Here is a 19,888-nt window from a genome sequence, read left to right on the forward strand (position 1 = left end):
CGGCGACTCGGTAGATCGGGGCACGGCGCATGAGTAGCACACTCCACACTCCTGGGTCAGACCTGGACACCAACTCGGGAGCCTCGCAGCAGGGTCCCACCGGAACCAGCAGTTGGGTGGCCGTGCTGCTGGGGTGGCGCGTGCTGCACGCGGTCGCCGCCAGCGCTGGCGCGGTCTGGCTGTTCGGCTCGGACACACCGGAGGGCCGTCTGGCCGACGCCCTGGCCGTCGTCGCCATCGTCATCGCGGTGGCCGACGTGGCCGCCGCCGTCGCGATCCGTGCGCGTCGCCACCTGGGACGCTCGATCTCGCTGGTTCTGGACTACCTCACCTTCCTTGGTGCGGCCCTCGTCCTGCTGCAGATCACCGACACGTTCGTCGGCCTGGACGCCCTGGCCAGCAACTTCCCGGTCGGCGCCCCGATCGTGGTGGCGTCGATCGTCGTGCTCATCCTGACCGGCTCGGCCAGCCCCCGGACGCGCCGAGTCGGCCGGTGGGTGTCAATCGTCCTGGCCGGAGTCGCACTGGTCGTCGTGGGCCTGCTGCCCGGGCTGGCGACCTTCGCCTCGCGGGTCGCCCAACCCGTGCCCGGCCTGCTGCTCGTCCTCGCCATCGTGGTCGGGTTCATCACCTGGCGGACCTACCAACCAGACGTCGGCCGACTGCTCGGCGCCAACCGACAGAACGTCCGCACACTCGAGGGCCTGCTGTTCGCCTCCCCGAACGTGCTCGGCTTCCTGGCCTTCTTCGCGGGGCCGTTGCTGTTCTCCCTCTACGTCAGCTTGAACGAGTGGGACGCCTTCTCCGCTCCGGCCTTCATCGGTCTGGACAACTACGTCCGCATCCTCTCGCTCGACTTCGCGCTGGCCGACGGGGGGTCCATCCAGTACGCCGACGGATATCGCGAGGCCTTCCGGTTCGGCAGCGTCGGCATCGGCGCGCGTGACCCGCTGTTCTGGACCTCGATCCGCAACATCGTCGTCTTCGCGGTCCTGGCCATCCCGGCAGCCGTGATCCCGGCCCTCGCCCTGGCCCAGCTCCTCAACGTGCGGGCGCCCGGGATGAAGATCTTCAGAGCCGTCTTCTTCGTCCCCTCGATCGCCGGTGTCGTCGCGGTCGCGTTGATCTGGAAGCAGTTGTTCAACGCCACCGTCGGGTGGCTCAACTACCTCCTCGGGGAAGCCGCAAACCTCGTCAGCGTCCTCCCCGGCATCGAACTCGTGGCGCCGGAGCCACGGTGGTTGTCCGACGCCAGCGTGTCTCTGTTGTCGCTGGTCATCGTCTTCGCCTGGCAGTACATCGGCTTCAACACCGTGCTGTTCCTGGCCGGTCTGCAGGGATTGGACGGCACCGTCTACGAGGCAGCGACCCTCGACGGCGCCAACGCCTGGCAGAAGTTCCGCTACCTCACCTTGCCGGCACTCAGGCCCACCACGTTCTTCGTCGTCGCCTCCACCGGCATCCTGGCCCTGCAGCTCTTCGGTGAGGCCATCGTGTTGTTCCCGCCGATCGGCGCTGGTCCGCAGAACTCGACGCTGACGCCGGTCGTCTACCTCTACGACCAGGGCTTCCGGCAGTTCTCCCAGGGCTACGCCTCGGCGGTCGCGTGGGTGCTGTTCGCGCTGATCTTCGCGTTCACGTTCGTGCAGTTCCGACGCCAGCGCGACGAGGCCACGGAGGGGGGCGTCTGATGGCGGTTCAGAGTGGCAGCACCCGGCGCCGCATCCTGGGCCGCTTCGGGCTCTACGGCCTCCTGATCGTCATCGCGCTGATCATGCTGTTCCCGTTCCTGGTCGTGCTGGGGTCCTCCCTCAAGGCACGCGATGACATCTTCCGCTTCCCCCCGCGGCTGCTGCCCTACGAGCAGACGACGGTCGAGATCGAGGAGGAGCCAGCGCCGCTCTACGTCATCGACGGCGAGGAGCGAGCCCTGGTCGGAGAGATCGATGTCGGCATCTACGCCCCACCCGCCGACTTGGACGACACCGTTCGACGGAACAGCCGTGACGTCGACCCGACCGGTGGCTTCACCAACCCCGAGAGCGTCGTGGTCGACGGTGAGGAACTCGATCTCTTCGACGTCGAGGTGGACGGCCAGATCGTGGAGATGGTCGAGGTGGGCAGCACCGTCGAGGGGGTCTTCGCCCTGACCGACGACCCGGACGACACGGTGACGGCGGTCACGCGAACCGCTGAGGCGGTGGAGACGGTCGGGTTCCAGCCGCAGAACTTCAGTGAGGTCCTGAATCGTCAGAACCTGGGGCGCTCGCTGTCCAACACCGTGTTGGTCACGCTGCTCGTCGTCGGCGGCACGATCCTGACCTCGATCCTCGGCGGGTACGCCTTCGCGCGGATCAGCTTCCCCGGCCGGGACGCGCTGTTCCTGATCTACATCGGCTCGATCATGGTGCCGTTCGTGATCCTCATCGTGCCGCTGTACCAGGTCATGGTCACGCTGGGCTGGGTCGACTCGTTGGCATCGCTGGTGTTCCCCTTCCTCTTCAACGCCTACGGGACGTTCCTCATCCGGCAGTTCTTCGTCTCGATCCCGGTGGAGCTCGAGGAGGCGGCGATCGTCGACGGTGCCTCCCGCTGGACGGTGTTGTGGCGCATCTTCGTCCCGCTGTCGACCCCGGCCATCGCGACGCTCGCCACGTTCATGTTCCTGTACGCCTGGAACAGCTTCGTGTGGCCCTTCATCGTGATCAACGCCGGCAACACCGAGAACCACGTGCTGACGGTGTCGCTGCAGCAGCTCGGCGGGCGTGCCGCCGACGCGCCGAACCTCATCTTCGCCGCCGTCATGATCGCGATCGCCGTGCCCGTCACGGTGTTCGTGCTCGCCCAGCGCTACTTCACCGAGAACCTGGCGACCAGCGGCATCAAGTAGGTCGGGTGGCCGGTCAGCCGGATGACGGACCGACGCTTGACTTGCCAGATGAGTCTCGCGAGTGTTTGCAACATGACCACAGTCAGTCACCGCGGTCCTCGGTCGCTCGTCCTCGGATGTGCCGGGGTCCTGCTCCTCACCGGCCTGTTCCTCGTCATGATCGCGGGATCCGCGGAGGCGCAGGAGGAGGTCGAGGTGCGCATGCTGGACAACTCCTACGATCCGCTCTCGATCAGCGTCGCGCCGGGCGGGGACGTGGTCTTCGTCAATGAGGGGCGGGTCGACCACAACGTCCTGGCCGTGGACGGCTCCTTCGACTCGACGGCCGAGGACGGCCAGAACACCGCGCCGGGCGAGGCGTTCACGGTCACCGTCCCCGACGAGGACGGCGCCGTCGACTACTACTGCTCCCTGCACGCCACGCTGGACGAGTCGGGGGAGTGGCAGGGCATGGTCGGCACCCTGCTGGTCGGCAACGTCCAGCCGGAGGAGACCGGGGAGACCACGGGTGCCGGCGGTCGAGCGTCGACCTCACCGAGCGAGTGGACCGGCGACACCGTCCGGGTGCCCGAGGAGTTCCCGACCATCCAGTCAGGCGTGGACGCCGCGCTTCCCGGTGACCTGGTCCTGGTGGGACCTGGGATCTACCGCGAGGCCGTGTCCGTCACCACGCCGGGACTCACCATCCGAGGCACGGACCGCAACACGGTCATCCTCGACGGCGAGTTGACCCGCGAGAACGGATTCGTCGTCACCGCGGACGGCGTGGCCATCGAGAACATGACCGCTCGCGGGTACACCGTGAACGGCTTCTTCTGGAACGGCGTGGTGGGGTACCGCGGGTCCTACCTGACCGCGATCGACAACTGGGTGTACGGGATCTACGCCTTCGACTCGGTGGACGGTCTGTTCGAGCACTCCTATGGCTCGGGGTCCTATGACGCCGGGTTCTACATCGGCCAGTGCAACCCCTGCGATGCCGTCATCACCGACGTGGTCGCGGAGTACAACGGGCTCGGCTACAGCGGGACGAACGCCTCCGGCAACATCTGGATCGTGGACTCGGTCTGGCGGCACAACGTGGCGGGCATCGTGCCGAACACCCTGGACTCCGAGCTGCTCCCGCCCACCCGCGACGTGGTCGTGGCCGGCAACTACATCCACGACAGCGGCGAGGTGGGGCAGGCCCCCTCGAAGGTGGCGGAGTGGTCGGCCTACGGCAACGGCGTCGTCCTGGCCGGTGTCCGGAACACGCTCGTGCGCAACAACCTGATCGTGAACAGCCCGACGTCCGGCGTGCAGGTGGTGTCGAACATCGACGCGAGCTTCTGGCCATCGGGAGGCAACGAGGTTCGCGACAACGTCATCCGCGGATCCGGCCGGGCCGACATCACCTTCGGCGGGCCCGGAGAGGCTGGCTCGTGTGCGGCGGACAACGATGCCGACACGACCATCCCCTGGTCCGCTGGTCTCCTGCACAACTGCGACGGGATCAACCTGCCGTTGCCGTGGGGGCTGGCGACCTCCTCCGATGCGCTGGGCCGGATCGCCCAGGCGGTGCACGAGCAGAACCCGCAGCTGGAGCACGGCGAGGCCCCCGACCCGGACCTCGACTTCGAGCAACTTCCCGGCGGGGAGGAGGCCGAGGTGACGCCGGCGGTGAACGTCTTCGACTCGCTGGACTTCGACCCGGATGAGATCACGACCCCGGTGCTGGACGAGGGGCTCGAGTTGGACGAGCGACGGCCTGTTGTGTTCGGGGTGGCGGTCGACGGTGGGTTCTGGCCGGTGTGGATGGGCGCGCTGCTGTGGTGGGTGCCGCTGGCCGTCTGGGTGCTCGGTGGCGCGTGGATCATCTGGCGGGTCTGGCGCTCGGACCGCGGCGTCGTCGGGAAGATCGGCTGGTCGGTGGGTGCGGTGACCCTGCCGATGCTGGGTGTCGTGGGCTACGCGGTCGCCGGAAACCGCGCGGCGCCGCTGGGCCGCCGGCTCGCAGTCGGGCTGGGCGGGCTGGTTCTCTGGCTCGTCGTCGTCGTGGTCACGCTGCTGGTCGGAGGGGTCCTGTGAGCACGGATGAGCCCGGCTCACCGCATGGTGGGGAACCTGACCTTCGTGGTGGGGAACCTGACCTTCCTGGTGGGGAACCTCACGGTCCAGACCTGCAGCAGGGTCCCCCAGACCTGCAGCAGGGTTCCCCGCCGACGGGGGCCAGGCTGGATCGCAGAGCCGCCCTCCGCCGGGTCGGAGGTGGAGGCCTCTCCCTCTTGGGAGCTGGCATCGTCGCCGGGTCCGTCGGGACCCATGCGGCCGCCCACGCCACCGCTGGCTCCGACCAGGGCCCAGCCGATCTCTACGGCGGCACACACCCCGCCGGCCATCTGGGTGCCCAAGACCTGACCGTTCAGGGAGGCGACCGCGGCGGGGTCCTCTCCAGCGGCCTGCCGGTCGGCGATGCTGCTGGCCCGTACGCCGGCCCGTACGCCATGCCCGAGCGAATGCCGCCGGACGCCTTGGATGCGCTCACCGTCCCGCCACCTCCGACGACCGGCCCGGTCGACATCGAGATGGAGGTCGTCGAACGGCCCCACCAGATCTCCCGTTCCTTCACCCTCCCACAGGCCTGGACCTACAACGGAACCCTTCCCGGCCCCACCATCCGGGCCACCGAGGGCCAGACCGTCCGAGTGCACTTCACCAACCGGACCGCCCACGACCACAACCTGCACTTCCACGGCCGGCACGCACCCGTCATGGACGGCTGGGAACCGATTCCACCCGGCGGGGAGACCGTCTACGAGATCGAGGCCGGTCCCGCCGGCGTCCACCCCTACCACTGCCACACGATGCCCATCGACGCGCACATCGCGCGTGGCCTGTACGGGATGTTCATCGTCGACCCACGAGGGGGCCGGCCCGACGCGCACGAGGTCGCGCTGACGCTCGGCGGCTTTGACATCGATGGCAGCGGCCGGAACGATGTGTACGCCTACAACGGGATCGCCGGATTCTACGAGGCGCACCCGATCCGGATCCCCACCGGCGAGCCGGTCCGCGCCTATGTGATGAACTGCATCGAGTACGACCCGTTGGCCTCGTTCCACCTGCACGCCCAGACCTTCGACGTGTACCCGGCGGGGATGGGTGACGCGCCGGCGTGGCACACCGATGTGCTGAGCCTGGGCCAGATGGAGCGGGCGATGCTCGAGTTCTCCCTTCCTGAGGTCGGCCGGTACATGTTCCACCCGCACCAGCACTCGATCGCCCATCGCGGGGCCATGGGTTGGTTCGCAGCAGTCTGAAGGAACGAGTTGCGGCAACCCCAAGCCGGGTAGGCAGAGACCATGACGACACGATCCCGCAACCCCACCGGCGCCACTGATCCGATCGTTCCCGACCCGGGGGAGGAGCCCGCGCCGCCACCCGACCCGGGTGAGCCGACACCCGTGCCTGATCCGGGGAAGCCGACTCCCCTTCCTGATCCCGGCACGCCGACCCCCGTGCCCGATCCTGGGCGTCCGACCCCGCATCCCGGCAGACCCCAACCCACGCCGCCCGCGCCGGACCCGATCCCGGTTCCTGATCCGACACCCACGCCGGGCCAGCCGATCAGCTGATCTGTACCGCTCGCCGTCCCGTCAGAACGGCAGGCCGTAGGAGGCGGCCAGGAAGCCCATGAAGGGGACGGTGTCCTTGGCTCGGTCCAGCAGCAGGTCTATGAACCCCTCGGACGTGACCTCATCCTCGGTCAGCGGTCGCATGACGACGAAGGAGGTTCGACGGAGGTCCTCGATGCGCTCATGGTCGCTGTCGAAGCCCTGCGGCGAGGTCTTGAGCTTGTCGCCGCCGAGCTCCAACCCGGCCTCATCGAGGGTCTCGACGACCCGATCCCACTCCTCCGTCCGGTCCACGATCCGCTCTCTGATCGGCGTCAGCGCCTTGACCGGCGGAGAGTGGACGCCCCCGCCGAAGAAGCAGTTGCCGGGCTCCAGGTGCAGGTACAGACCGGGAGCGTGGACGGCGCCCTCCCCACCCGCGTGCCGGAAGTAGGCAGCCATCGACGTGCGGTACGGCGTCTTGTCGTCGGAGAACCGCACGTCCCGGTTGATCTGCATGACCGAGCCGCGTTGGATCCGGCCGACGGATACGAGGTGTGGTGAGACGTTCTGCTTCAGCGGCTCGGCCCAGTCGTCACAGAACGCATACAGCGGGTCGCGGACGAAGGTCTCGTACCGGTCCCGGTTCTCGTCCATCCACGCCTTGTGGTTGTTGATCTCGAGATCCATCAGGAAGTCGAAGGTCTCGGTGCTGAAGTACGCCATGGGGCCGGTGTTCCCCGCCTGTTGGCGCGGCACACGCCCGTAGCATCGATGAGCATGAGCAACGTGCTGGTGTCGAGCGGACGGACCGCCTCACTTCCCGGAGTCCGTGTGGTCCGGGTCCTTCCGGTGAAGGGGCGTCGGACCATCGGCCCGTGGTGCTTCGTGGACCAGATGCTGCCGCCCGAGGTCGAGGAACCGGATCCGATGGAGATCGGCCCGCACCCGCACATCGGGCTGCAGACCGTCACCTGGCTGTTCGAGGGGGAGGCCGTGCACGGCGACTCGCTGGGAACCGAGCAGACCATCCGTCCTGGCCAGCTGAACCTGATGACGGCCGGGCGGGGGATCGCCCACGCGGAGCTGGGCCTTGGCGCCGGGCTGCGTGGGGTGCAGATGTGGGTGGCCCAGCCGGAGGAGACCCGGCACGGCGCCCCAGCATTCGAGCACCACGCCGACCTGCCGGTCCTCGACCTGGCCGCCGGGCCGGCGACGGTCTTCGTCGGGACGCTCCGTGACGCCGATGATGCCAGCCAGACCTCGCCGGCCCGCCACGACACGCCGTCAGTTGGTGCCGAGCTGCGGCTCGGCACCGGGTCGGTGACGCTCCCCGCGGAAGACGGCTTCGAGTACGCCGTGGTACCGACCGATCACCCCGTCGAGGTGAACAGTGAGCTGGTCGCCGTCGGCGAACTCGGCTACATCGCCCCAGGCGATGACCACCTCCACCTGCAAAGCACTGGCGAGAACAACCGGATCATGCTCCTCGGCGGTGAGCCCATCGAGACGATCAGCATGTGGTGGAACTTCGTGGCCCGGAATCACGACGAGATCACTGAGGCGTTCGAGGCCTGGCAGGCCCACGACACCGACCGGTTCGGAACGGTCCCCAGCGACCTCGAGCGGATGGACGCGCCAACCCCGCCCTGGCTCCGCGGCTGATCAGGAGCGCTCGAGGAGCAGGACCGGGATCTGGCGGTCGGTCTTCTCGGCGTACTCCTTGTACGGGGCGAAGGCCCTGACGCAGCGGTCCCACCACTCGGCACGCTCCTCGCCGTCGATCTCGCGTGCCGTTGCGGTCCACTCCTCGGTCCCGTCCTGCACCTTCACCTCCGGGTTGGCCTTGAGGTTGCCGTACCAGGCCGGATCGTCGGGTGCGCCGCCCTTGCTGGCCACCGCCGCGTAGACCCCGTCGTGTTCGACCCGCATGACCGGGACCTTGCGCACCTTGCCGGTGCTGGCCCCGATCATCGTCATCAGGATGACCGGCAGGCCGCGGATGTTGACCGACTCCGTCGTGCCGGTCTCCATGATGGTTGCGACCTGGTCGCGTACCCACTCGGTGGGGCTGGGCTCGTACTCGCCGTCAAAGCTCATGGGCGGATCACAGCACCTCGTCGAGGCTCCCGCAAGGCGTTCACGCAACCGTGGCACTGGTGCTGTCGTTGGGATTGGCTCAAGATGGCGACGGATGACGATGGACTTCCGACGACTCACCGACGACGACCTGCCGCTCATGCACGAGTGGCTGAACGAGCCAGGTGTGGTGGCCTGGTGGGAGGGCGAGGACGTCAGTTGGGACGCCGTCGTCGCGGAGTACGGGGCCCCCACCAGCGCACCGGTCGAGCACTGGATTGCCGTTGCTGACGGGCAGGATGTCGGCTGGATCCAGTGCTACGCCATCGCCGAGCTGTTCGAGCACGAGGGGTACGACGCAGACGACCTGGCCGAGGCCCGCCACTGGCTGGAGCTGGGGATCCCGAACAGCGCCGCCGGCATCGACTATCTGATCGGCGCACCTGAGGCGCGGGGGAGGGGGCTCGGCAGTCAAATGATCGAGAGCTTCGTCGAGCAGATCGTGTTCGGCCAGCACCCGACCTGGGATCCGTGCTGCGCCTCTCCCTACGAGGCCAACGAACCGTCCTGGAAGGCGCTCGCGGCAGCCGGCTTCGAGCACCACGGCACGTTCGACGATGACGAGGGTCAGTGTCGACTGATGGCGAGGTGGCGCTGAGCAACCTCAGCGACTTTCTGGTCAAGATTCGACCGAATCCGCCGAAGAGGAGATTCCGAAGCGTAGTCGAATCAAGGAGCCGAACATGTCACGTGCCAAGACGATGGGCCTGGTGCTCATCCTGCTGATGGGGTTGCTCGGCGTCGGGCAGATCGCCGTTGCCGACGAGAACGTCGACGACCCTGAAGCACCCGAGTTGCCAGACGATGACGACGATGACGATGACGACGACGACGATGACAAGAACGACACCAACACCGACACCGGTGGTCCTCGTGTCGTGACCGACCGCGTGGCTGGCGAGACCCGGTTCGAGACCTCGGTCGCCATCAGCCAGTACGAGTTCCCCGGCGGTGCCTCCGAGGTGTACCTGGCCAACGCCGAGAGCTTCGCCGACGCCGTTGCTGCTGGCTCGCTGAAGAAGGGCCCCGTCCTGCTCGTGCCCAGCGAGGGCGAGATCCCGCAGGTTGTCCTCGATGAGATCGCTCGCCTGCACCCGCGCAAGGTCGTCGCGCTCGGCGGTGTCTTCGCCGTCAGCGACGACGTGCTGGAGCAGGCCGCCGAAGCGGCCGGCCAGCGCGGCAACGGTCGACCCGATCATGACGACGACGAGTCCGATCACGACGACGACTCCGATCACGACGACGAGTCCGATCACGACGACGAATCAGAGCACGACGGTGACGAGGGCGCTGGTGACGACGGTGATGACGGCCACCCGGGCGATGAGGGCGACGACGGTGATGAGGACGACGGTGACGAGGACGACGAGAGTGGCAGCGACGAAGAGACCGACGACGGTGGCGCGGCCGAGCAGCCCGGCGATGGCGAGGGCGAGGGGTAGGTAGCGAGGAGGAATGCACCTCACTCCTCATCCGATGCCCACCGGGGGCGGAGCGCGAACTGCGCTCGCCTCCGGCCCACCGACGCTCGCGCCGACCCCCTCAGATGATGCGGCGGGCGTCTTCCTCCGTTGGATCACCGACGACCGAGGGATGCAGGACACCGGCCAGCGCGCTCGCCGCTGCGGTGACCGCGGTCGGCGTACACCGGCTGAGCAGTCGAGTGGCGTCCAGCGCCCACAGCTCGGCACCGATGGATGTGCAGCGACGCTCCCATCGTCCCTGAGCATCGCTTGCGGCCTGCCCCAGCGAGTAGCCACAGGGCAGGAAGAGCACGACGTCCGGCGCTGCGCGCTCGATCTCCTGCCAGGTGATCCGGCGGGACATCGGGTCTGATGTGGCCAGGAGGTCTGTACCTCCGGCGACGTCGATCAGATCGGGTACCCAGTGGCCGGCGGCGTAGGGCGGGTCGCCCCAGTCCAGGGCCACCACACGACGACGTGGCACGTCGGCAAGCGCCACCCGAGTGGCGTCGAGGGCGGCGCGGGCCGTCGCGATCACCTCCTCCGCGGCGCCCGTGGCCCCGGTTGCTCGGCCAACCCGACGAAGATCGTCCCACAGGTCGTGCAGACGAACGGCGGTCAGCATCACCAGGTCCGTCCCGTCCGGCACGTCGCCACGGGCCACCTCACCGTTCACCGCACACACGTCGCAGACGTCCTGGCTGAGCACGACGTCCGGCCGCAGCCGGTGCAGCGCCGCCCGGTCGGTCCGGTACAGCGAGTCACCCGAGGCCACCGAGGCCGACACCGCCGCATCGATCTCCGCAGCGCTCGACGACCTCGAGAGGCTCGAGCTGGTCAGCACCGGACGGCCCGATGCGATGGCGTGGTCGCACTCGTGAGACACGCCGACCAGTCGGTCGGCCAGCCCGAGCGCGGCCACGATGTCCGTGCCCGATGGGATCAGGCTCGCGATCGTGCCACTGCTCGCCATACCCGGGCACCGTAGTCGATGGCTCGCTGGACGGCTGGCGCAACGCCGTCGAGCCCAGCATCGACACCACGCCGACCACGGGTCTGGCGATGCGCTCCCCACAGGTGGTCTAGCCTGCAATGGTCGACGTGCGACCCAACCGAAGGCGACACCATGGCCAAGAGCATCGGGATACTCACTGCTGGCGGCGACGCCCCCGGCCTCAACGCTGCCATTCGGGCCATCGGCAAAGCGGCGCTGCGGACCCACGGCATGCAGGTGGTCGGGTTCCTGGACGGCTTCCGGGGCCTGATGGACAAGCGTCACATCAGGCTGGACTCCGACGCACTGTCGGGCATCCTCACGCAGGGCGGGACCATTCTCGGAACCAGCCGCAGCAAACCGCACAAGATGCAGATCGGTGACCAGATCATCGACATGCGGGAAGCCATGGTCGAGAACACCCACCAGATGGGCGTCGAGGCCCTGATCTGCCTGGGCGGCGGTGGAACGCAGAAGAACGCCCTACGACTGGCCAAGCGAGGCATGAAGGTCATCACCCTGCCGAAGACCATCGACAACGACGTCTGGGGCACCGAGCGGACCTTCGGATTCGACACTGCGCTCAACATCGCAACCGAGGCGATCGACCGACTGCACTCAACAGCACACAGCCATCACCGCATCATCATCGTCGAGATCATGGGTCACAACACCGGATGGCTGGCCCTCGGCTCGGGCATCGCCGGCGGAGCAGACGTGGTCCTGCTCCCTGAGATCCCCTACGAGATCGACAAGATCGCCGAGAGCCTGACCCGCCGGAAGGCCAAGGGCAGCCGGTTCAGCATCGTCGCGGTCTCCGAGGGCGCCATCTCGGCGGACAAGGCCGAGGTGCTGAACACGCTGCGTGACGCGAAGGACAACTCGAAGGGGGAGGAGAAGGAGGCCGCTCGAGCCAAACTGGCCGACTTCGAGCACACCCGAGAGGGCCACACCGCCCGACTGGCCGCCGAGCTCGAGCAGCTGACCGGCATCGAGACCAGGACCACGATCCTCGGTCACGTCCAGCGTGGTGGGACACCGTCGCCGAAGGACCGACTCCTCGCGACCCGTCTCGGCGTCGAAGCGGCATTGGCGGCCGCCGAAGACGACTTCGGCATCATGATCGCCGACCGCGACCGCACCACGACTCGGGTGCCTCTCGAGGAGGTGGCCGGGAACCGTCGCTCGGTCCCGCTCGACCATCCCTGGATCCTGACGGGTCGCCAGTTGGGCATGGGCTTCGGCGACTGAGCCCTCCCGGCGGAGGTTGGCACGATCGGGACGGCATCTGGCACGCCAGCGTGTGGCTCCGGCCATGGGGTCCCCGAAGACTGCGGGTCAGCCCACTCCGACCCGACGATGGAGGTTCCGTCAATGTCCCAGCCCACCCCTGCGGCGTTCTTCGCCGCCCGACTGGCGAACGAGACCGACTGCGCGGACGTGCACCTCTGGATGAGACGGGATCCGGACTCTGTGGTGGTGCTCGACGTCCGCAGTCGCGAGGCCTTCGACGACGGACACGTCCCGGGTGCGGTCAGCCTGCCGCACCAGCAGATCACCGCCGAGGCGTTGGCTGCTCTTGGACGTGATGTGACCTTCGTCACGTACTGCTGGGGTCCGCACTGCAACGGTGCGACCAAGGGTGCTGCGGCCATCGCCGCCCTGGGGCGGCCGGTCAAGGAGATGCTGGGCGGGGTGTGGGGTTGGGGGCAGGAGGGCTACGACCTGGCCGTGTCGGAGGTTTCCCGTCGGTGAGCGCCGCCTCCGTCACCATCGGGATCCTGCTCTTCGACGGGTGTGACGTGATGGACGTCACCGGCCCGTATGAGGTGTTCCTGACCGCCGAGCGATTGGCTGGTCGCGAGGGCCGGGGCGGCCTGTTCGAGGTGAGGACGCTCTCAGCGGACGGCCAGGCTGTGGTGGGCTACGGCGGGCTCGGCCTGGTGCCCAGCCACGGGGACGTCCCCTCCGCCGACGATCTGGATGTCCTGGTGGTTCCTGGTCTGATCGATCTCGATGCGGCTCTGGCCGATCAGCCGTTCGTCGACGCGATCCGTGCGGCCTCGGCGGCGGCGGGTGTCACCGCGTCGGTGTGCACCGGCACGTTCCTGCTGTCAGCCGCGGGTGTGCTGGGTGACCTACCGGTCACGACCCACTGGGAGGACGCGGCCGATCTGGCAGCCCGGCGTGATGGCGGTGCGGTCAGGGACGACGTGCGCTGGGTCGACAGTGGCGCTGTCGTGACGTCCGGCGGGCTGTCCAGCGGGATCGCGATGGCCCTGCACCTGGTGAACCGCTTTGCGGATCGTGAGCTGGCGGAGGCAACCGCACGACAGCTCGACTACGTGTGGACGGAGTCGCGACCCTAGGAGTCCTCGACGGACCCCGAGGCGTCGGTCGCGCTCGCCTCAGGCCGCCCCGGCGTTCGAGCCCACACCCCCCAGACCGGATCCTTCCCTCGCGTCGGGCGCTGCGAGACCGTGATCTCACCGAATCCCCCGGCCCGCTGGATGTAGGCTGCCGCGATGCGCGGACGCTCGGACTCCGCGGCGTAGAGCCACCCGGCGATCGCCTTGGTGGGGAAGAGCCGGTTGGAGAAGGTGCAGCACCACAGCCCGCCGGGTACCAACACCCGACCGACATCACGGACCACCTCGACCGGTCGCGTGAGGTAGTCCACCGAGACCGTGCAGACCACCGCGTCGAAGCTGTGGTCATCGAACGGCAACACCGGATCGGCGTTCAGGTCGTGGACGACCACCTCGTCGGCCATGGGGTTGGCGGCCAGCTCCTCGTCGTTCATGCCGAGCACGGTCAGGTGATCGGGTGCCTGCCGGAGGTGACTCACCCATGAGCTGCACAGGTCCAGCACCCGGCCGTCCGCACCGAGTTGCTCGTACAACTCCCCGACCGCCTCGACCGCGCCGTCGTCGATGTGCTGCACCATGCGCGTCATCGCGTAGAAGTGCGAATCGGGCCGCTCGTCCTGCCGGGCGAAGAAGCCGGCCGGGAAGGGGTCGGGGTCGGGCGTCGCTGCCATGTCACGACGGTGCCCACTCCGGACGGCGGTGACCCGAGCTGACCCGTCAGCGCACGTCGCTGGTGGACGCGGCACAGTGGTTCGATGCCGGAGGAGACGTCTGCACCCACGCGGCCGACCGACCGCCAGCTGGTGCTGGCCAGCAAGCTCCGTGAGGAACGGACCAACCTCCGTCGGCTGGCCGAGACCCGCGGGTGGGTGGGCGGGTTCCGAGCCCCCCATCGCGACCTCGCCCTCGCCACCGACGACGGTGAGACACTCGCGGCATCGTGGCTGCCGGGACCGGCCGCCGACACCGCAGTCCTGCTGCTCCACGGCTTCGGTGCCCATCGAGCCAAACCGTCCTACGCGCTCCTGGCTGATCACCTGGCCAGCTCCGTCAACGTGCTGGCCATCGATCTTCGAGGCCACGGTGGCTCCACCGGTCGATCGACCCTTGGCGCCGAGGAGTGGCGGGACGTCGCAGCCGGCGCGAGGGCGCTGCGACGACGAGGTCAGCGGACGATCGTCGCGGTCGGGCTGTCGCTGGGCGCAACAGCGATCTGCCACGCCCTGGGGCGGCGCGTGGATCTCGATGGCGTGGTGCTGATCTCCGGCAGCGCGCGCCACTGGGATCTGACCCAGCCGGGCATGCGAGCCCTCCACGGCCTGTGGTCCTCGACCGTCAAACGGTGGGCCTGGGAACGGGTCGGCCGGTTCCGCATGGTGGCCCCGGATCAGATCACGCCATACCCCGATCCGGTCGAGTTGCTGGCCGGTGTGACCGCACCGACGATGGTCATCCACGGCGAGGACGACGAGTACTTCTCGATGGAGCACGCGGAGTTGCTCGTGAACGGGGTGGCTGGTCCTGCCGAGCTGTGGCGGGAGCCGGTCGGGTTCGGCCACGCGGAGGACGGCATCACCCCGGCGTTCGCGGCCCGGCTGACGCAGGCCATCACCAGGATGGCGACGACGGGGACCACGTGAGCGATCGTGTCCCTCGAGTCGGGTGAGCAGGATCCGACGGGACCACGCCGGATGGGTCAGCTGACGAGATCTGCGATGGCCTGCTCGATCGGGATTGGCCCACCGACGAGTTCGGCGATGTGGCCGGCCGTCCGGGGCTCGGTCAGCATCGCGGCGAGGACCAACGCGACGTCCTCGCGAGTCACCGCGCCCCGGTCGACGTGGCGGGCCAGCGACACGGTCCCCGTTGCGGGGTCGTCGGTCAGGCGGCCAGGCCGGACGATCGTCCACGCCAGATCACTGTCCATGACGGCTTCGTCCGCCCGGGCCTTGGCGCGGAGGTACACCTCGAAGACGTCGTCACCCTCCGGTGGGTCATCAGTGCCCATGGCACTGACCATCACGTACCGGTCGACACCGGCGCGCAGCGCGGCATCCCGCAGCTTGACCGCTGCCTCGTAGTCCACCGTCTCCTTGCGGGCGGCACCGCTGCCCGGGCCGGCCCCTGCGGCGAACACCACGGCATCGGCGCCTGCGATGGCCGTTGCGTACTCGTCGGCGTCGGCTGCCTCGAGGTCGAGGAGGACGCTCTCCGCCCCGACCTCCGACAGATCGGCCCGCTGGTCCTCCGATCTGATCAGACCACTGACCTGATGGCCTCGTCCACTCATGATGCGGCTCAGGTGCAGGGCGATCTGTCCGTGCCCTCCGGCGATGACGATGTGCATGCCCCCTACCTACCCTGACCTACGATGGGATCAACCCGCCGAGCGAGGAGCCACCACATGGATCTGCAGACCGCCATCGCCTGGGCCGAGGATCGGAAGCACGCCGTACTGATCACGCTCCGTCAGGACGGGCGGGCCCAGTCCAGCGACATCTACTACGTCGCTCAGGACGGTTCGATGCTGATCTCGGTCACCGACAGCCGCGCGAAGACGACGAACATGCGACGCGACGACCGTGTGGTGCTGCACCTCACCGAGCCGGAGACCTGGTCCTACGTGTCCTTCGACGGAACGGTCGAGCTGTCACCGGTGACCACCGATGTCGGCGACGACACCAACGACCGTCTGGTCGCCTACTACCGGGCCAGCGCCGCCAAGGAGCATCCGAACTGGGATGAGTACCGGCAGGCCATGGTCGATGAGGGACGCCTCCTGGTCACCTTCACGCCGACCTCTGCTGTCGGGCAGATCAACGGGTAGGGGAGGGGGCCAGCCGTCGCGGGGTCAGACCCGCGGTTTGCTCAGGGTGCCTCGGTCACGAAGGTGAGGAACCGCTCATTGAAGTCGTCCGCGTGATCGATGTGGGGACCGTGGCCGCCTCCGTCGTAGACGACCTCCTCGATCCAGCCCCCTGCCGCCGCGTACGCCTCCAGGACGTCTCGGGTCTGGCTGACCATCTCCTGCACCGGGAAGGCCTCTTCCCCGGGATAGCCGGGAACCACGCCGGCCAGGCCGAGCGCCGCGATGTCCCACCCCGACCCGTCGGCCACGACCAGATCGGCCGAACCGCGGTGCCACATGATCGGCGGCTTCGGATCGACGTCGACGATGCCGGAGGTGTCCAGATAGAGCGGGGAGAGAGCATTGAGGATTCCGGTCGTCCCCGGTGCGAACCCCGGCCAGTTGTCACTGGCGGTCGCATCCCCCGGGTATCCCTCGTCGCCCAGCAGCGATGCGAGCACCTCGTCCGCCAGTTCGAGCTCGCGCTCCTCGTCCATGCTGAACTCAGCCGACCAGTAGAACGCCCGCATGACGTTGCGGATCCCCAGCGGATGGTCGAGGCCGGTGTCTCCGGCTCTCAGCTGCGCCACCATGTCGGGGTTCCCGCCCCCACCACCGGTCCCGGCGGCGTCCGCCGTGATCAGGGTGCCATCACGGCGTGTTCCGGCGAAGCCGTAGGGCGAGACCGTTCCGATCAGGCTGAGCGACGCCACACGTTCCGGATGGTCGATGAGGGCCTGCATGATCGCGCCGCCACCCGTGGACCAGCCAGCCAGGTGGGCCGGCTCCGTCACCCCGAGTGCGTCGAGCAGCGCCATCGTGTCGTCGGACCAGTCGCGCAGGCCCCGGGTGGCGTCCAGTGCAACCTTCTCCGAACCGCCGAACCCACGCATGTCCGGCGCGATGAAGCGATGGCTGTCGGGGCAGGCGGCCATCTGGTCGTCCATGAACCGGCAGGTGGAGAGGTTCCCGTGCAGCAGGACGACAGGGACACCGTCCTCCGGTCCGGCGGCTGTGTACCGCATCTCGATGCGGTCGGTCTGGATGGTGTGTTCGGTCACGCCGGGGGGCAGGGGCATCGTCGTCTCCTCAGGTCGGACGCGCTGACCCTACTGTGCCGATCAGCTGACCGTCAGGGCCAACTTCCCGCGGACGTGGCCACCCTTGCTGGCCTCGAGGGCCGCGGCGGCCTCTGCCAGCGGATAGGTGTCCTGCACCTCGATGCGCACCGCACCCTCGTCCACCAGTCGGGACAGCGCCAGCAGATCATCGGCTTGCGGTCGGACGAAGCTGTACCGGCCGCCCGCCTCGGTGATCGCCTGCCCGTCCACGTTGGACACGCTGCGGGACGGGTCGGTGATCAGCTCGCGGGCGGTCTGAATGGCTTCGGTGGTCCCGACGTAGTCCACCGACGCGGTGATCCGACCCTCCGGTGCGGCCGAACGGACCCGATCGGCCAGGCCGTCGCCGTACGTCACCGGGATCGCACCCAGATCCCGCAGATACGCGTGGTTGGACTCCGAGGCTGTGCCGATCACCGTCGCGCCTCGGTGGACGGCGATCTGGACGGCGAAGGAGCCGACCCCGCCGGCGGCGGCGTGCACCAGGACGACGTCATCCGGTCCGACACCAGCCAGGCGCAGTGACTGCAGTGCGGTCAGACCGGCCAGCGGTAGTGCCGAGGCCGTGACGGCGTCGACCGACTCGGGCTTGCGGGCGAGGTGGCGCGGGTGGGCCGCGACCAGCTCGGCGTAGCTGCCATTGTCGGCCACGTGATCGTGGCGGACGTAGCCGATCACCTCATCGCCCTCGGCCCACTCCTGCACCGCAGGGCCGACCGCGATGATCTCGCCCGAGACGTCCCAGCCGGGAACCAGTGGCAGGTAGTGGGGGAACGCTCCCTGCAGGAACCCGGCCACGATCTTCCAGTCGACCGGGTTCACCCCGGCGGCCGTGGTCTTGATGATGACGGTGTCGGGGGCGGGGGTGGGATCGTCCAGTTCGGTCAGGGAGAGCACGGCGGGTTCGCCGTACTCGGTCAGAGCCATGGCGTGCATGGGCTGGTCCTCCAGTGGTGGCGGCGGGCAGGGGGATCCTTGTCCGCCGCCTCGGTGCGCAAACGTCTGGAGTGAGGCTCAGGAGGAGCGAGCCTCCACGTCGGGGAAGAACAGTTCCTCGATGGTTCGTCCGAAGTGACGGGCGAGGCGGAACGCAAGATCGAGCGAGGGGTCGTAGCGGCCGTTCTCGAGCGAGTTGATGGTCTGTCGGGAGACCCCGACCGCGTCACCGAGTGCCGCCTGTGACAGACCCCGTTCGGTCCGCAACAGCCGTACGCCGTTGTGCATCAGAAGCGGCGGATCGCCAGATGCTGGGCGGCGCCCCAGACCAGCATCGTGGCCAGGAGCACGCCGGTCGCCAACTCCGTCGCGTCGGACTCGAGCACCGCAGCGGCCAGGAATCCGACGCTGGTCAGCATGATCGCGAACTGACCGACGATGGCGAAGGAGTACTCGAGGGCTTGTTGCTCACGCTCATCAGCCGGTTGGACAGCCGCGACGCGTCCATGATCGGTGTTCTGCGTGGCCTTCCACAGGCCCAGCGTGAGGAGCGGGATGACCAGCGCGACGAGACCGAGCGGGATCTGACCAGTGGCCAGCGCCGCGATGCCACCGCCGATCCACACGAGTGCGTACAGACGATTGAACCAGGACAGCTGCCGAACGAACGTGACCATGTCGCCCACTATGTCAAGTCTACTTGTCAATGTCAAGCACGCTTGTCATCTGGCGAGGGGGGCTGACGACCGAGTAGACCTACCGCATGACCTCCACACTTCGTGTCGACACCGCCGGTCCGATCGGGACCATCACGTTGGACCGCGCCGATCAGCTCAACGCCATGAATGCCGACATGCTGGGTGAACTGGCCGCTGCTGCGACGACCTTCAACGATCACCCCGAGGTTCGGGTGGTGATCGTCCGCGGCGCCGGCCGGGCGTTCTCCGCGGGGGCGGACCTCTCGTTGATCGCTGGTATGGACCAGGGGGCCGACCCGCGTGCGCAGGCCGACCTCGGCCGCAAGATGGCCGACGCGGTGGAGGCCATGGACGCCGTGACCATCGCCGCCATCCACGGGTGGTGTGTGGGTGGGGCGCTGGTGCTGGCGGCCGCCTGCGACCTGCGCGTCGCCGAGGCGGGTGCCCGGTTCTCCATCCCCGAGATCGACCTGGGCATCCCGCTTGCCTGGGGTGGGATCCCTCGGCTGGTCCGGGAGATCGGGCCGGCGCTGACCAAGGAGTTGGTGCTGACGGCCCGGCCGTTCGATGCCGCGGAGGCTGCGTCTGCCGGGTTCCTCAATCGCGTGGCAGCAGACGGTCGGTTGGAGGAGGAGGTCACCGAACTGGCCCGGAGGGTCGCATCGAAGGCTCCCCTGCCGATCCTCGCCACGAAGCGGCACACGAATGCCGTCACGGCGCAGATGGTCGGCGTGGACCGCAGTTGGTCGGACGCCGACGGGCTGCTGGCTGCGCTGACCGACCCCGCCTGCGTTGCGGCACGCGAGCGCTACCTGGCCTCGAAGGGCCGATAGACCT

General features: G+C 68.4%; 23 protein-coding genes. 14 read left to right on the plus strand and 9 right to left on the minus strand.

What is annotated here, in order from left to right; translation table 11 throughout:
- The first annotated feature begins 29 nt into the window (after positions 1–29).
- The 5 genes from C1746_RS08005 (at position 30) to C1746_RS21975 (ending at position 6,504) form a co-directional block, all read left to right on the plus strand.
- Positions 30–1,691 carry a carbohydrate ABC transporter permease gene (locus C1746_RS08005; protein WP_116714105.1) on the plus strand — a complete coding sequence of 554 codons (1,662 nt, stop codon included), beginning with the start codon at positions 30–32 and terminating at the stop codon, positions 1,689–1,691.
- Positions 1,691–2,890, plus strand: a complete 1,200-nt coding sequence (locus C1746_RS08010; RefSeq protein ID WP_116714106.1) for a carbohydrate ABC transporter permease — start codon at positions 1,691–1,693, stop codon at positions 2,888–2,890. The genes C1746_RS08005 and C1746_RS08010 overlap by 1 nt, the downstream gene beginning before the upstream one ends.
- A 72-nt stretch (positions 2,891–2,962) precedes the next feature.
- Positions 2,963–4,957 (plus strand): right-handed parallel beta-helix repeat-containing protein, encoded by a 1,995-nt coding sequence (locus C1746_RS08015; protein WP_162867520.1) that lies wholly within the window; start codon positions 2,963–2,965, stop codon positions 4,955–4,957.
- Positions 4,958–5,154: 197 nt separating this feature from the next.
- Positions 5,155–6,189, plus strand: coding sequence for a multicopper oxidase domain-containing protein (locus tag C1746_RS08025; RefSeq protein ID WP_162867521.1), 1,035 nt, complete (start codon positions 5,155–5,157; stop codon positions 6,187–6,189).
- A gap of 42 nt (positions 6,190–6,231) precedes the next feature.
- Complete coding sequence (locus C1746_RS21975) at positions 6,232–6,504, plus strand: hypothetical protein (RefSeq protein ID WP_162867522.1); 273 nt, start codon at positions 6,232–6,234, stop codon at positions 6,502–6,504.
- A gap of 21 nt (positions 6,505–6,525) precedes the next feature.
- Here C1746_RS21975 and C1746_RS08030 read toward each other — a convergent pair whose 3' ends face one another.
- Positions 6,526–7,242: a DUF2461 domain-containing protein gene (locus C1746_RS08030; RefSeq protein WP_162867523.1), complete on the minus strand. Its 717-nt coding sequence runs from the start codon at positions 7,240–7,242 to the stop codon at positions 6,526–6,528.
- Between the two features lie 21 nt (positions 7,243–7,263).
- Between C1746_RS08030 and C1746_RS08035 the strand changes: the two genes are divergently transcribed.
- Complete coding sequence (locus tag C1746_RS08035; protein WP_162867524.1) at positions 7,264–8,148, plus strand: pirin family protein; 885 nt, start codon at positions 7,264–7,266, stop codon at positions 8,146–8,148.
- Here C1746_RS08035 and C1746_RS08040 read toward each other — a convergent pair whose 3' ends face one another.
- On the minus strand, positions 8,149–8,583 hold the full coding sequence (locus C1746_RS08040; RefSeq protein ID WP_116714112.1) for a nitroreductase family deazaflavin-dependent oxidoreductase: 435 nt from the start codon (positions 8,581–8,583) through the stop codon (positions 8,149–8,151).
- A gap of 100 nt (positions 8,584–8,683) precedes the next feature.
- Here C1746_RS08040 and C1746_RS08045 point away from each other — a divergent pair, with 100 nt between their 5' ends.
- Together C1746_RS08045 and C1746_RS08050 are read left to right on the plus strand one after the other, a co-directional pair.
- Positions 8,684–9,220: a GNAT family N-acetyltransferase gene (locus C1746_RS08045; protein WP_162867525.1), complete on the plus strand. Its 537-nt coding sequence runs from the start codon at positions 8,684–8,686 to the stop codon at positions 9,218–9,220.
- Between the two features lie 85 nt (positions 9,221–9,305).
- Positions 9,306–10,064 (plus strand): cell wall-binding repeat-containing protein, encoded by a 759-nt coding sequence (locus C1746_RS08050; protein WP_116714113.1) that lies wholly within the window; start codon positions 9,306–9,308, stop codon positions 10,062–10,064.
- A gap of 100 nt (positions 10,065–10,164) precedes the next feature.
- Here C1746_RS08050 and C1746_RS08055 read toward each other — a convergent pair whose 3' ends face one another.
- On the minus strand, positions 10,165–11,058 hold the full coding sequence (locus C1746_RS08055) for an ABC transporter substrate-binding protein (RefSeq protein ID WP_116714114.1): 894 nt from the start codon (positions 11,056–11,058) through the stop codon (positions 10,165–10,167).
- Positions 11,059–11,211: 153 nt separating this feature from the next.
- Here C1746_RS08055 and C1746_RS08060 point away from each other — a divergent pair, with 153 nt between their 5' ends.
- From C1746_RS08060 to C1746_RS08070, 3 genes are all read left to right on the plus strand, one after another.
- Complete coding sequence (locus C1746_RS08060; RefSeq protein ID WP_116714115.1) at positions 11,212–12,330, plus strand: 6-phosphofructokinase; 1,119 nt, start codon at positions 11,212–11,214, stop codon at positions 12,328–12,330.
- A 123-nt stretch (positions 12,331–12,453) separates the two neighbouring features.
- Positions 12,454–12,834 carry a rhodanese-like domain-containing protein gene (locus C1746_RS08065; protein ID WP_205711769.1) on the plus strand — a complete coding sequence of 127 codons (381 nt, stop codon included), beginning with the start codon at positions 12,454–12,456 and terminating at the stop codon, positions 12,832–12,834.
- Positions 12,831–13,448: a DJ-1/PfpI family protein gene (locus C1746_RS08070; RefSeq protein WP_116714117.1), complete on the plus strand. Its 618-nt coding sequence runs from the start codon at positions 12,831–12,833 to the stop codon at positions 13,446–13,448. Before C1746_RS08065 ends, C1746_RS08070 begins: the two co-directional genes overlap by 4 nt.
- Here C1746_RS08070 and C1746_RS08075 read toward each other — a convergent pair.
- Complete coding sequence (locus C1746_RS08075) at positions 13,445–14,119, minus strand: class I SAM-dependent methyltransferase (protein ID WP_116714118.1); 675 nt, start codon at positions 14,117–14,119, stop codon at positions 13,445–13,447. The genes C1746_RS08070 and C1746_RS08075 overlap by 4 nt on opposite strands.
- Positions 14,120–14,203: 84 nt before the next feature.
- Here C1746_RS08075 and C1746_RS08080 point away from each other — a divergent pair, with 84 nt between their 5' ends.
- The gene (locus tag C1746_RS08080) at positions 14,204–15,088 is read left to right on the plus strand and encodes an alpha/beta hydrolase (RefSeq protein WP_116714119.1); all 885 of its coding nucleotides are present in this window, start codon (positions 14,204–14,206) and stop codon (positions 15,086–15,088) included.
- Between the two features lie 56 nt (positions 15,089–15,144).
- Here the strand turns inward: C1746_RS08080 and C1746_RS08085 are convergent, their stop codons facing one another.
- The gene (locus C1746_RS08085; protein ID WP_116714120.1) at positions 15,145–15,795 is read right to left on the minus strand and encodes an SDR family oxidoreductase; all 651 of its coding nucleotides are present in this window, start codon (positions 15,793–15,795) and stop codon (positions 15,145–15,147) included.
- A gap of 57 nt (positions 15,796–15,852) precedes the next feature.
- On the opposite strand from C1746_RS08085, the gene C1746_RS08090 reads away from it, so the two are divergent.
- Positions 15,853–16,275 (plus strand): PPOX class F420-dependent oxidoreductase, encoded by a 423-nt coding sequence (locus C1746_RS08090; protein ID WP_116714121.1) that lies wholly within the window; start codon positions 15,853–15,855, stop codon positions 16,273–16,275.
- A 41-nt stretch (positions 16,276–16,316) separates the two neighbouring features.
- Here the strand turns inward: C1746_RS08090 and C1746_RS08095 are convergent, their stop codons facing one another.
- From C1746_RS08095 to C1746_RS08110, 4 genes are all read right to left on the minus strand, one after another.
- Positions 16,317–17,375, minus strand: a complete 1,059-nt coding sequence (locus C1746_RS08095; protein ID WP_116714122.1) for an alpha/beta fold hydrolase — start codon at positions 17,373–17,375, stop codon at positions 16,317–16,319.
- A gap of 42 nt (positions 17,376–17,417) precedes the next feature.
- Positions 17,418–18,353 carry an NADP-dependent oxidoreductase gene (locus tag C1746_RS08100; RefSeq protein ID WP_170124913.1) on the minus strand — a complete coding sequence of 312 codons (936 nt, stop codon included), beginning with the start codon at positions 18,351–18,353 and terminating at the stop codon, positions 17,418–17,420.
- Positions 18,354–18,431: 78 nt separating this feature from the next.
- Positions 18,432–18,641: a helix-turn-helix transcriptional regulator gene (locus C1746_RS08105; protein ID WP_116714123.1), complete on the minus strand. Its 210-nt coding sequence runs from the start codon at positions 18,639–18,641 to the stop codon at positions 18,432–18,434.
- Positions 18,641–19,030 carry a hypothetical protein gene (locus C1746_RS08110; RefSeq protein WP_162867526.1) on the minus strand — a complete coding sequence of 130 codons (390 nt, stop codon included), beginning with the start codon at positions 19,028–19,030 and terminating at the stop codon, positions 18,641–18,643. The genes C1746_RS08105 and C1746_RS08110 overlap by 1 nt, the downstream gene beginning before the upstream one ends.
- Positions 19,031–19,116: 86 nt before the next feature.
- Between C1746_RS08110 and C1746_RS08115 the strand changes: the two genes are divergently transcribed.
- The gene (locus tag C1746_RS08115; RefSeq protein WP_116714125.1) at positions 19,117–19,884 is read left to right on the plus strand and encodes an enoyl-CoA hydratase/isomerase family protein; all 768 of its coding nucleotides are present in this window, start codon (positions 19,117–19,119) and stop codon (positions 19,882–19,884) included.
- The last annotated feature ends 4 nt before the right edge of the window (positions 19,885–19,888 follow it).

Source organism: Euzebya tangerina (assembly GCF_003074135.1).
GTDB classification, from domain to species: Bacteria; Actinomycetota; Nitriliruptoria; order Euzebyales; family Euzebyaceae; genus Euzebya; species Euzebya tangerina.